We start from the raw sequence: 12587 nt of genomic DNA on the forward strand, positions 1-12587 counted from the left end.
CCTCGAGGCGAAGATGGCGCAGCGGACGGGACTCGAACCCGCGACCCCCGGCGTGACAGGCCGGTATTCTAACCGACTGAACTACCGCTGCGTATCGTTCAGGCTTACGCCTGATTGAAACTGGGTCGGCCTGAAGTGCTCTTGGCCTTCAGACCCCAGACCGGTGATGAACACCCATCTGAAGAATAAGTGGCGCAGCGGACGGGACTCGAACCCGCGACCCCCGGCGTGACAGGCCGGTATTCTAACCGACTGAACTACCGCTGCGCATGTGGACTTGCGTCCGGTTCCTCTCAATTAGGACCCTTCTTTCGAAGCATCCTGGGTCAGGAACATCTCAGGAAGTGGTGGGTGATGACGGGATCGAACCGCCGACCCTCTGCTTGTAAGGCAGATGCTCTCCCGGCTGAGCTAATCACCCTCGCGGTGTTGCTTGTTGCGTTTGCTTCGCTGAGGCCGCGAAATTTACGCAGGTACCGAAGCTAAGTCAATAGCCCCATTGAATTTTTTTTCAAAAAGGGCAAAACCGGTGATGGGAAAAGTGATGCCTTGCTCAGGTATTTTGCTTGGCTACCAGGCCCAATCGCCGGCAAGCCGGCTCCCACCTGGCCTGCGCTGTTTTCAGAGCCTGTGGGAGCCGGCTTGCCGGCGATTGGATGGCCTACAGGGTTAAAAGCGAAAAGGGACCTGACGGTCCCCTCCTGCAACTTATGACGTGCCGCTCAGGCGTAGATCATCTTGCGGGTCATCCCGCCATCGATCACGAATTCCTGCCCGGTGACGAACCCTGCCTGGCGAGACAACAGCCAAGCCACCAGGGCAGCGACATCCTCCACCGTCCCTACCCTGCCCGCCGGATGCTGCGCGTGGTCGGCGTCGGTCAAGGGGGCGGCGCGCCGCTCGGACGGGTCGCGGGCATCGATCCAGCCTGGGCTTACGGCGTTGACGCGAATCTCCGGCCCCAGGCTCATGGCCAACGCATGGGTCAAGGCCAGCAGGCCGCCCTTGCTTGCCGCATAGGCCTCGGTGTCGGGTTCCGATTGCCGGGCACGGGTGGAGGCAAGGTTGACGATGGCCCCGCCATGGGCGCGCAGGTACGGCGCACAATGCTTGGCCAGCAGCATCGGACCACTCAGATTCACCGCCAAGGTGCGGTTCCACTGGGCCAGGGAAAGGCTTTCGAGGGTTTCGTTGTGCGGGTTGGCGACGGCCGCGTTGCACACCAGGGCATCCAGGCGGCCGAACTGCCCCAGCACCTCGGAAACACCCGCGCTGACCTGGGCTTCGTCAGCCACATCCATGGCCACGAACCAAGCGTTGCCACCCAAGGCCTTGGCCACCTTGGCCCCCCGTTGGCGGTCCAGGTCACCCAACACCACCTGCCAGCCTTCGCAGATCAGCCAGGCGGCGATGCCCAGGCCGATGCCGCGGGCGGCACCGGTCACCAAGGCCACCCGGCCATTATGGCCGGGCTCGCCGCCCTTCCAGTCGATCACAGCGCCGCCAAGCCGCGGGCCAGGTCGGCTTGCAGGTCGGCTACGTCTTCCAGGCCGACGGCGACGCGGATCAGGCTGTCGCGGATACCCGCAGCCTCACGCTCCTGAGGCGTCAGGCGCCCGTGGGAGGTGGTGGCCGGGTGGGCGATGGTGGTCTTGCTGTCACCCAGGTTGGTGGTGATGGAGATCACCCGGGTGGCGTCGATGAAGCGCCAGGCGCCCTCCTTGCCGCCCTTGACCTCGAAGCTCACCACCGCGCCGAAGCCGCTCATCTGGCGCTTGGCCAGTTCATGCTGCGGGTGGCTGGGCAGGCCGGCGTAGTGGACCTTCTCCACGCCGTCCTGTTGCTCCAGCCACTCGGCCAGCGCCTGGGCGCTCTGGCAATGCGCACGCATGCGCAGCTTGAGCGTCTCCAGGCCCTTGGTGAAGATCCAGGCGTTGAACGGGCTGAGGGTCGGACCGGCGGTACGCAGGAAGCCCACCACTTCCTTCATGTGCTCGCTGCGCCCGGCCACCACGCCGCCCATGCAACGGCCCTGGCCGTCGATGAACTTGGTCGCCGAGTGGAACACGATGTCCGCGCCGAGCTTGAGCGGCTGCTGCAGGGCCGGCGTGCTGAAGCAGTTATCCACCACCAGCAGCGCGCCACGGGCGTGGGCGACTTCGGCCAGGGCGGTGATGTCCACAAGCTCGGCCAGCGGGTTGGACGGCGACTCGACGATCAGCAGCTTGGTGTTTGCCTTGATGGCCTTCTCCCAACCGCCGATGTCGACCAGCGGCACGTAGTCGACCTGCACGCCGAAGCGCTTGAAGTACTTCTCGAACAGGCTGATGGTCGAGCCGAACACGCTCTGCGACACCAGCACATGGTCGCCTGCGCTGCACAGCGACATGACCACGGCCAGGATCGCCGACATGCCGGTGGAAGTACCCACGGCCTGCTCGGCGCCCTCCATGGCCGCCAGGCGCTCCTCGAAGGCGCGCACGGACGGGTTGGTATAACGCGAATAGACATTGCCCGGCGTTTCACCGGCGAAACGCGCAGCCGCGTCGGCGGCCGTGCGGAAGACATAGCTGGAAGTCAGGAACAGCGCTTCGCTGTGCTCGGCTTCCGGTGTGCGGTGCTGACCGGCGCGCACCGCCAGGGTGTCGAAACCGACACCCTCGAGGTCACTGTCCAGTCGACCGGCATCCCATTGATCCGTCATGCCGTCGCTCCCAAATCAGTTGTTGTAGAGGTCGATGATCGCGCTGACGGCCTGGTTCTTCGCCTTGGCCGCGTCGTTGCGCGACTGCTCGATACGCTCCAGGTAGGCGTCGTCGATGTCGCCGGTGACATATTCACCGTTGAACACCGCGCAATCGAAGTGCTCGATCTTGATCTTGCCGCCACCGACCGAATCGATCAGGTCAGGCAGGTCCTGGTAGACCAGCCAGTCGGCGCCGATCAACTCGGCCACCTGTTCGGTGGTACGGTTGTGGGCGATCAGTTCGTGAGCGCTCGGCATGTCGATGCCGTAGACGTTGGGATAGCGCACCGCGGGGGCCGCGGAGCAGAAGTAGACGTTCTTGGCGCCGGCTTCACGGGCCATCTGGATGATCTGCTTGCAGGTAGTGCCGCGCACGATGGAATCGTCCACCAGCATCACGTTCTTGCCGCGGAATTCCAGCTCGATGGCATTGAGCTTCTGGCGCACCGACTTCTTGCGCGCGGCCTGGCCAGGCATGATGAAGGTACGGCCGATGTAGCGGTTCTTGACGAAGCCTTCGCGGAACTTGACGCCCAGGTGGTTGGCCAGCTCCAGGGCCGCGGTGCGGCTGGTGTCCGGGATCGGGATGACCACGTCGATGTCATGGTCCGGGCGCTCGCGCTGGATCTTCTCGGCCAGCTTCTCGCCCATGCGCAGGCGCGCCTTGTACACCGAGACGCCGTCCATGATCGAGTCCGGACGGGCCAGGTAGACGTGCTCGAAGATGCACGGCTGCAGCTTCGGGTTGTTGGCGCACTGCTTGGTGAACATCTGCCCCTCTTCGGTGATGTACACCGCTTCGCCCGGCGCCAGGTCACGGATCAGGGTGAAGCCGAGCACGTCCAGGGCAACGCTTTCCGAGGCGATCATGTACTCGACGCCTTCGTCGGTATGGCGCTGGCCGAACACGACCGGGCGGATGCCGTTGGGGTCACGGAAGCCGACGATGCCGTAGCCGGTGATCATCGCCACCACCGCATAGCCACCGACGCAGCGGCTGTGCACGTGGGAGACCGCGGCGAACACGTCTTCCTCGGTCGGCTGCAGCTTGCCACGCACGGCCAGCTCGTGGGCGAACACGTTCAGCAGCACTTCCGAGTCGGAGTTGGTGTTGACGTGGCGCAGGTCAGACTCGTAGATCTCCTTGGCCAGCTGCTCGACGTTGGTCAGGTTACCGTTGTGGGCCAGGGTGATGCCGTAAGGCGAGTTGACGTAGAACGGCTGGGCCTCGGCCGAGGTCGAGCTGCCCGCGGTCGGGTAGCGGACGTGGCCGATACCCATGTGGCCGACCAGGCGCTGCATGTGGCGCTGCTGGAAGACGTCGCGCACCAGGCCGTTATCCTTGCGCAGGAACAACCGGCCGTCGTGGCTGGTCACGATACCGGCAGCGTCCTGGCCGCGGTGCTGGAGCACGGTTAGCGCGTCATACAGCGCCTGATTGACGTTCGACTTACCGACGATACCGACGATGCCACACATGCGACGCAACCCCTACTTTGATGAAACTTGATTGAAAAGCGCTCAAGGCCTGGTGGGCCCGAGCAACTGTTCCTTGAACGGAAGATCAGCGGGTGCGCTGACTCCACTGGACATCCACTGACCGGTGAACCCCAGGATCAGGTTCTTCGACCAGTCAGCGACAAGGAGGAACTGTGGGATCAGGCGCGATTCCTGCCACCACGGGTCCTGTTGTACCGGCCCCAGGCTCAACAGCCCGATGGCCACCACCACCAGCAAGGCCCCCCGCGCGGCGCCGAACGCCATGCCGAGGAAACGATCGGTGCCGGACAACCCGGTCACTCGGATCAGCTCGCCGATGAGGAAGTTGATCATGGCCCCCACCAGCAGGGTGGCGACGAAAAGAATGGCGCAACCGGCGATGATGCGGGCCGAGGGCGTCTGGATATAGCTTTCAAGATACTGCGAAAGGGAACCGCCGAACATCCAGGCGACCGCACCGGCGACGATCCAGATGAGCAGGGACAAGGCTTCCTTGACGAAGCCGCGCTTGAGACTGATCAATGAGGAAATGGCGATGATCGCGATGATCGCCCAATCAACCCAGGTAAATGCCACGGTGCTGCCTGCCGACGTTTGAGGCGGCGCATTTTACCAGAGCGGCGGGCTTGGGGTAAGCGGAATGTCAGGCGATTCGCGAGGGCCCTATCGCCGGCAAGCCGGCTCCCACAGGGGTGCATGGTGGAAGCAACTGTCTTGGGTTGCTTGCCCCGACCCTATCGCTGGCAAGCCAGCTCCCGAAGGTTTGGCGGTGTCTCTAACAACAGCGCAGAACAGGTGGGAGCCGGCTTGCCGGCGATGGGGCTGCAAGCGCAGCCCTACAGGCTCAGCCGCGCTCGGGCTGGAAGCGCACCACGAAGCCCTTGAGGTTGTGCTGTCGGTTGATCGCGTCGCGCAAGCGCTCGGCCTCGGCACGCTCGATCAGTGGCCCGACATAGACGCGGTTCATGCCACCGGCCGAGCGGACGTAGGCGTTATACCCCTGGCTGCGCAGGGTATTCTGCAGCTTGTCGGCACCTGCGCGATTGGACAGGCTGGCCAGCTGGATCGACCAGCTCACCGGCAGGCCATTGGCATCGACCTTGGACGGCGCGGCAGGCTTGGGCGCGGTGGCCGTCGGGGTGGGCGCCACAGCCGGCGCGGCCTCGACCTTCGGCGCCGGCTTGGGCACCTGCGCCTGGGCGACTGCTGGCTGGGACGGCCCTGGGGTGATCGGCTGGCTGGGCGTGGTCATGGGTGCGGTGGACTCGTTGACCACCACCGGCGGTTGCTCCGGTACCTCAGGCAAAGGCTGAGGTTCCGGCACCTGCACAGGGGTCACCTCCACCTGCGGCAAGCTCGGCATCGCCGGCGCCTCGGGCGCCTCGACACGCACCTGGCGCATCTCGTCCTCGCGGGTGAACAGCATAGGCAGGAAGATCACCGCCAGCGCCACCAGCACCAACGCACCGACCATGCGCTGCTTCATCCCTTTATCCAGCACTGCCATCTACTCCTCCGGAGCTTGCCGCTCTAGCCATTCCAGGGCTTGGCCAACACAGAAAAACGAACCGAACAGCAGGATCTGATCGTCTGCCGTCGCCTGCGCGCACTGCCCTTCGAGGGCTGCACCGACGCTGGTGTAAGACTTCACCGCCGCACCGAGGTTCGTCAAGGCCGCCGCCAGTTCCGCAGCCGGGCGGCTGCGGGGGGTATCCAGCGGCGCCACCGCCCATTCGTCGACCAACCCCTTGAATGGTGCGATCACGCCCTCCAGGTCCTTGTCGGCGAGCAGGCCGAATACCGCCAGGCGGCGCCCCTTGACCGGGCGCGCGGCCAGACGGGCAGCCAGGTATTCGGCGGCATGGGGGTTGTGCCCCACATCCAGCAACAGTTCCAGGCGCCGGCCTTGCCAGCGCACCGTGCGGCGGTCCAAACGACCGGTCACCTGGGTATCGAGCAGCGCCTGGCGAATCTGCCCAGCCTCGAAAGGCAAGCCCATCAGCAGATAGGCCTGCAACGCCAGCGCGGCGTTCTCCATCGGCAGATCCAGCAGCGGCAGGTCATGCAGCTCCACGCTGCTACCGTCGGGCCGGCTGCCCCGCCATTGCCAATGCTGGTCAGTGGTTGCCAGGTCGAAATCGCGGCCGCGCAACAGGAACGGGCAAGCCAGTTCGCGCGCCTTGTCCAGCAAAGGCTGTGGGGGGTTGAGATCGCCACACAGGGCAGGTTTGCCCTGACGGAAGATCCCCGCCTTCTCGAAGGCCACGGATTCGCGGGTATCGCCCAGGTAATCGGCATGATCCACGCCGATGCTGGTGACCAGCGCCAGGTCCGCATCGACCAGGTTGACGGCATCCAGGCGACCACCCAGACCGACCTCGAGCACCACGGCGTCCAGCGAGGACCGCTGGAACAGCCAGAAGGCCGCCAGGGTGCCCATTTCGAAGTAGGTCAGGGTAATCTCGCCACGGGCCGCCTCGACGGCCGCGAAGGCTTCGCACAGGCGCTCATCGCTGGCCTCGACACCGTCGATACGCACCCGTTCGTTGTAACGCAACAGGTGTGGCGAGCTGTACACACCGACCTTCAGGCCCTGGGCCCGGAGCAACGCAGCGACGAACGCACAGGTCGAGCCCTTGCCATTGGTGCCGGTGACCGTCACCACTCGGGGCGCAAGCCTGCCCAGCCCTAGCCGGGCAGCCACCTGCTGCGACCGCTCCAGCCCCATGTCGATGGCCGAAGGGTGCAGCTGCTCGAGGTAGGCGAGCCAGTCGCCCAGGGTATGAAGGTTCATCACGCGACGGCAGCCACCTCGAGGGCCTCTGCCGGGGTCGGCTGGCCGGTCATCTGCGCCAGCAGGCGAGCCAGGCGCGGACGCAGCTCGCCACGGGAGATGATCAGGTCGATGGCACCATGCTCGAGCAGGAACTCGCTGCGCTGGAAGCCTTCTGGCAGCTTCTCGCGCACGGTCTGCTCGATCACACGGGGGCCGGCGAAGCCGATCAGGGCCTTCGGTTCGCCGACGATGACATCGCCAAGCATCGCCAGGCTCGCGGAAACACCGCCGTAGACAGGGTCGGTCAACACCGAGATGAACGGAATGCCTTCTTCGCGCAGGCGCGCCAGCACAGCGGAAGTCTTGGCCATCTGCATCAGCGAGATGAGCGCTTCCTGCATACGCGCGCCGCCGGATGCGGAGAAGCAGACCATCGGGCAGCGGTGCTCGAGGGCGTAGTTGGCCGCGCGTACGAAGCGCTCGCCGACGATGGCCCCCATGGAACCGCCCATGAAGGAGAATTCGAAGGCGCTGACCACGATCGGCATGCCCATCAGGGTACCGCTCATGGAAATCAGGGCATCTTTCTCGCCGGTCTGCTTCTGGGCCGCGGTCAGGCGGTCCTTGTATTTCTTGCCATCACGGAACTTCAAACGGTCGACCGGCTCCAGGTCAGCGCCCAGCTCGGCACGGCCTTCGGCGTCGAGGAAGATGTCGATACGCGCACGGGCGCCGATGCGCATGTGGTGGTTGCACTTGGGGCAGACATCCAGGGTCTTTTCCAGCTCCGGACGATACAGCACGGCCTCGCAGGCCGGGCACTTGTGCCACAGGCCTTCAGGCACCGAGCTCTTCTTCACCTCGGAACGCATGATCGAAGGGATCAGTTTGTCGACTAACCAGTTGCTCATGCTTTCTTTCTCCAGTATCGGTGGGCGGGGGCCGGTCTGGCCGGCCATGCCCTGCCCTTGAGCTCATGTTCTTCAATGAAACGATGACGGCCCGGCTCCGAGGCCCGCGCGATGCGGGGCCAGCCTGGTGGCCGGGCCATCGTCAACCTGTCATGCCGGTAGTCCGCACGGCCCGCCCCATGGGCAGGCCTGACAGCACCGGGCTGCGAAAGCTATGGACGATGGCGCGCGGGCAGCCGTCACATCCGTCGTCACGCCTGTTTCACCGCACGCATGAACGCCTCGATCTTCGCGGCGTCCTTGATCCCCTTTGCCTGCTCCACGCCGCCGCTGACATCCACCGCGAACGGACGCACCTGGGCAATGGCCTGGCCGACGTTGCCGGCCGACAGGCCACCGGCCAGGATGATCGGCTTGCTCAGGGAGGCCGGCACCAACGACCAGTCGAAGGCCTCGCCCGTACCGCCCGGGATGCCGGGCACGTAGGTGTCCAAGAGAATGCCACGGGCGCCGGCGTACTGCTGGCAAGCCGCCTCGAGGTCATCGCCAGGGCGTACCCTCAGGGCCTTGACCCAGGGGCGATGGTAGCCTTCGCAATCGGCTGGGGTTTCATCGCCGTGGAACTGTAGCAGGTCCAGCGGCACAGCTTCGAGAATCTCGTTGAGTTCGCAACGCGAGGCGTTGACGAACAGGCCGACCGTGGTCACGAACGGCGGCAGTGCGGCAATGATGGCCCGCGCCTGATGCACATCCACCGCTCGCGGGCTCTTGGCGTAGAAGACCAGGCCGATGGCATCGGCGCCGGCTTCGGCGGCCGCCAGGGCGTCCTCGATACGGGTAATCCCGCAGATCTTGCTGCGAACGTTGCTCATGGACAGCGAACCTTGGGTGATCGGTGAAAGGCCGGATGTTAGCAAATGACGTTTCGCCCGTCAGTCCGCCAGCGCCTCGTAGCCGGTCAGAAAGTGTGGGCCGATGTAACGGACCGGCAGGGCGAATTCCTCGGGGTACTCCACCTGGACCAGATACAGGCCATAGGGGTGGGCGGTCACACCGCCCTCCCGGCGGTTACGCCCCTCCAGCACCTCACGCGCCCAGCTGACCGGCCGCTCGCCGGCCCCGATGGTCATCAGCACACCGGCGATGTTGCGTACCATGTGGTGCAGGAAGGCCGTGGCCCGGACATCCAGCACGATCATCTTGCCGTGGCGGGTGACCCGTAGGTGATGGATGTGCTTGATCGGCGACTTGGCCTGGCACTGGCTGGCCCGGAAGGCACTGAAGTCGTGGGTACCCAGAAGGAACTGCGCGGCCTCGGCCATGCGCGCGACGTCGAGCGGACGGTGGTTCCAGGTCACTTCCTCGGCCAGGTGCGCAGGGCGGATCGGGTCGTTGTAGATAACGTAGCGATAGCGTCGCGCGGTCGCCTTGAAGCGGGCATGGAAATGCGCCGGCATCGGCTTGGCCCAGGTGACGCTGATGTCATGGGGCAGGTTGAAATTGGTGCCCAGGGTCCAGGCTCGCTCGTCGCGCACGGCACGGGTGTCGAAATGGACGATCTGCCCGCAGCCGTGCACGCCGGCATCGGTGCGCCCGGCACAGATCACCGAAATCGGCTCGTTGGCCACCGTCGACAGGGCTTGTTCCAGGGCCTGCTGGACACTCGGCACACCGCTGGCCTGGCGCTGCCAGCCGCGGTAGCGCGAACCTTTGTATTCCACGCCCAGGGCGATGCGGGCGTAGCCTTCGGCCGCCGATTCGGCCGGGTCGATGTCATTGATGTCCAAGAGCGCGAAACCTGTGGGTGAAACGGAAGGCGGGCATTATAACGGCAACGGCAGCCGGGAGGACTGCCGTTGCTGGCAAAGCCCGTCATGGACAATGCCGACCTATCGCGGGACAAGCCCTTGCACAGGCCTCCCCCCAGGGCACGCCTGGATCTCAGACCAGCCGCGACAGCATGTCCTCGGCCTCCTGGCGCTGCTCGTCATCGCCATCCTTGACCACTTCATCGAGGATATCGCGGGCGCCCTGGTGGTCGCCCATGTCGATGTAGGCACGCGCCAGGTCGAGCTTGGTGGCCACCTCATCGGCGCCGGAGAAGAAGTCGAAGTCCAGGTCGTCCAGCGGGTCCGGCTCCTGGGCGGCATCGGCGGCAGTGAAGTGCGGCTCCAGCGACGGCGACTCCAGGCTCTGGGACAGCTTGTCCAGCTCGGCATTGACGTCATCGAGCTCCGAGGCGAACTGCTTGTCGGCCGGCGACTCATCGTCCAGCGACAGCGACAGGTCGAAGTCTTCCGGCAGCTCCAGCTCCGAGAGCGGGTCGAACTCCGGGATTTCGTCGAAAGCCGCCAGCTCTGCAGCTACGTCGACCGGGGCGTCTTCCGTTGCTGCCGGCGCTTGTGGCTCACCGACATCCAGGTCGAAATCGGACAGGTCATCGAGACTCTGCGGCTCGGCCTGGGCTTGCTCCAGCAGGGCTTCGAAATCGGCATCGGCGTCGGTGGCAACCGGTTCGGCTTCCTGTGGCGCAGCTTCGGCCACTTCGGCTTGCTCCGACGGCGCGGCCTCAAGCGTGGCATCCACCGGCAGGTCATCGTCCAGGCTCAGGTCGAATGCGCCGTCCAGATCATCTTCTTCAATGGCAGGGACGTCGGCGACAGCCTCCAGCGCTGCTTCAGGCGAGTGCTCGGTCGCGATAGGTGTATCGAGCGGGTCCGGCTCGGCGTCTGCAGGCGCCTGTTCGCCGTCCTGCAGCAGATCGTGGACGTACTGCTTGTCCATCTCGGCCGCCAGGGCCGCCGCCCCCAGGCCAAGGGCGGCGACGCCGAGCATGGCCGGGAAGCGTTCCTTCAAGGTGTCGACCTGGGCCTTGTTCTGGTCGGTAGGCGAAAGCGCACGCTCCTGATCGGCAAAGGCAGTCTGGTCGCCTTGGCGGGCATAGACTTCCATCAGTTTCAAACGTAGGTCGCTGCGCTGCGGCTCGGCAGCCACTGCCGGCTCGAGCAGGTCGGCGGCATGGTTCAGGCGGCCTTGCGCCAGGCTCTGGTCCACCTCGGCCAGCAGGCTGGCCATCGGGTCCTTGTCAGGTGCAGGCGTTGCCGGCGCGGGCGCCGGCTCCGGTGCAAGCGGTTTTTCCGCAGCCGTGGCAGCGGCGGCCGAAGCGGCGACCACCGCCGGCGAGAGCTTCACGCTCGGCGCCGATACATCCAGATCATCGAAGCTTCCGGGCGGCGCGTTCAGGTCAGGGCTGCGCTCGCCCTCCTCGGCCAGTGCACGCGCCATGCGCAGGTGCTTCTCGGCTTCTTGCTGGGCCTTGCGCTTGCGGGCAAGCAACAACAGCAACAGCAGCAGCACCAGGAACGTAGAACCGGCGAGCAGACCCAACAGCAACGGGTTGCCCATCAGTTCGTCGAGCACGCTCTGGGCCTGCTCGCCTTGCTCGGCTGGGGCCGTGTCCACGGCGGCCGGAGCTGGCTTGACCACCGGCTCGGCCGACGGCAGCTGGGCATTGACCGGCGGTTGCGTGGGTGCCGGCTCGCCAGGCAACGCGGCAGGCGGCGGGGTTTGCGCCGCCGCCCCCTGCGCTTCGAGGCGTGCCAGCTGGTCGTTCTTGAGCTCGATCAGCCGCTGCAGCTTGTCCAGCTGGCTCTGCAGGTCGGCCATGCGGCTCTTGAGTTCCTCGTTGTCACGGCGGCTGGTGTCCAGGCTTTCCTGGGCCACCGCGAGCTTGTCGCTGAGGGCCTTGGTCTCCCCCGCTTCGCCCTGCCCGCCCGGGCTGACCAGGCGCAGGTTGTCACCCTGGGCAATACGCTCCGGCGCCTCACCGGCCGCTGCGCGCCGGGTGGCGTCCAGCTGCCGGGCACGCGGCCCCAGGCGCCGCCCCTCACGCCAGGCGGCATACTGCTCGGCCACCTCGCGAACGGCTTCGCCCTGGGGAATGCTCTGGACCTGTTGCGGGTCGGGCAGACGCAGGACCTGCCCGGTCTTGAGTTGGTTGATGTTATTGCCGATGAAAGCATCGGGGTTCAAGGCCTGGATCGCCAGCATGGTCTGCTGGATCGAGCCGCCTTGGGTGTTGCGCGCAGCGATCTGCCACAGGGTGTCGCGGCGCTTGGTGGTGTAGCTGCCCGCACCGCTGACTGCCGGTTCGACATTGGCCGCCGACGGCGCCTCGCCCTGGGCCTTGGCTTGGTCGAGCAGGACATTGTAGTCACGCAACAGGCGGCCCTGGGGCCACATCACCTGGACCAGGAACTTCACCACCGGCGCCGGCAATGGCTGGCTGGAGGTCACCCGCAACACACTCTTGCCGTTGGGGTTGATCACCGGGGTGAAGGTGAGGTCCTCAAGGTAGCTGGGATAGGCCACGCCTGCCTTGGCGAATTCTTCCGGTGGCGCGAGGCTCGGCGCCACTTCAGCCGCGGTGAGGTCGCGCACATCGAGCAGTTCGATCTCGGCATCCAGTGGCTGGTTCTGTGCCGACTTGAGGGTCAGTTCACCCAACCCGAGGGCGTTCGCCATGCCGGACGACAACGCCGAGGCTGCCGCCATGGCCAGAACCAGTTTGCGAATTCGAAGCATGACCTCTTCCCTTGTAAGAATCGTCCTGAAACCTGCGTATGGTGCAGGACAAAAGTACCCGCCAGTATCT

Annotated in this window: 9 protein-coding genes, 3 tRNA genes and 1 pseudogene; all 13 read right to left on the reverse strand. The window is 65.5% G+C overall.

What is annotated here, in order from left to right; all coding sequences use genetic code 11:
- Positions 1–14: 14 nt before the first annotated feature.
- Positions 15–91: transfer RNA gene (locus ACNFCI_RS22555), tRNA-Asp, on the reverse strand.
- Between the two features lie 99 nt (positions 92–190).
- Positions 191–267: transfer RNA gene (locus tag ACNFCI_RS22560), tRNA-Asp, on the reverse strand.
- A 78-nt stretch (positions 268–345) separates the two neighbouring features.
- Positions 346–421, reverse strand: a tRNA-Val gene (locus tag ACNFCI_RS22565).
- Between the two features lie 301 nt (positions 422–722).
- On the reverse strand, positions 723–1496 hold the full coding sequence (locus tag ACNFCI_RS22570) for an SDR family oxidoreductase (RefSeq protein WP_084855063.1): 774 nt from the start codon (positions 1494–1496) through the stop codon (positions 723–725).
- A complete protein-coding gene (locus ACNFCI_RS22575) occupies positions 1493–2704 on the reverse strand; it encodes an O-succinylhomoserine sulfhydrylase (RefSeq protein ID WP_224458428.1) in 1212 nt (403 codons plus the stop codon). Before ACNFCI_RS22575 ends, ACNFCI_RS22570 begins: the two co-directional genes overlap by 4 nt.
- Positions 2705–2719: 15 nt before the next feature.
- Positions 2720–4225 (reverse strand): amidophosphoribosyltransferase, encoded by a 1506-nt coding sequence (gene purF / locus ACNFCI_RS22580; protein WP_084855061.1) that lies wholly within the window; start codon positions 4223–4225, stop codon positions 2720–2722.
- Between the two features lie 42 nt (positions 4226–4267).
- A complete protein-coding gene (locus ACNFCI_RS22585) occupies positions 4268–4822 on the reverse strand; it encodes a CvpA family protein (RefSeq protein WP_084855060.1) in 555 nt (184 codons plus the stop codon).
- A 268-nt stretch (positions 4823–5090) separates the two neighbouring features.
- Complete coding sequence (locus ACNFCI_RS22590; protein WP_084855059.1) at positions 5091–5753, reverse strand: SPOR domain-containing protein; 663 nt, start codon at positions 5751–5753, stop codon at positions 5091–5093.
- Positions 5737–7040, reverse strand: a pseudogene (gene folC, locus ACNFCI_RS22595) (bifunctional tetrahydrofolate synthase/dihydrofolate synthase). Before folC ends, ACNFCI_RS22590 begins: the two are co-directional and overlap by 17 nt.
- On the reverse strand, positions 7040–7933 hold the full coding sequence (gene accD / locus ACNFCI_RS22600) for an acetyl-CoA carboxylase, carboxyltransferase subunit beta (protein ID WP_084855144.1): 894 nt from the start codon (positions 7931–7933) through the stop codon (positions 7040–7042). Before accD ends, folC begins: the two are co-directional and overlap by 1 nt.
- Positions 7934–8184: 251 nt before the next feature.
- A complete protein-coding gene (locus tag ACNFCI_RS22605) occupies positions 8185–8805 on the reverse strand; it encodes a phosphoribosylanthranilate isomerase (RefSeq protein WP_084855058.1) in 621 nt (206 codons plus the stop codon).
- A gap of 60 nt (positions 8806–8865) precedes the next feature.
- Positions 8866–9720, reverse strand: a complete 855-nt coding sequence (gene truA / locus ACNFCI_RS22610) for a tRNA pseudouridine(38-40) synthase TruA (RefSeq protein ID WP_416768257.1) — start codon at positions 9718–9720, stop codon at positions 8866–8868.
- Between the two features lie 154 nt (positions 9721–9874).
- Entirely contained in the window at positions 9875–12517 is a 2643-nt protein-coding gene (locus ACNFCI_RS22615; RefSeq protein WP_368829248.1) for a FimV/HubP family polar landmark protein, read from the reverse strand.
- Between the last annotated feature and the right edge of the window lie 70 nt (positions 12518–12587).

The sequence above is a fragment of the Pseudomonas sp. NY15356 genome (assembly GCF_048068175.1).
Classification (GTDB): domain Bacteria; phylum Pseudomonadota; class Gammaproteobacteria; order Pseudomonadales; family Pseudomonadaceae; genus Aquipseudomonas; species Aquipseudomonas putida_K.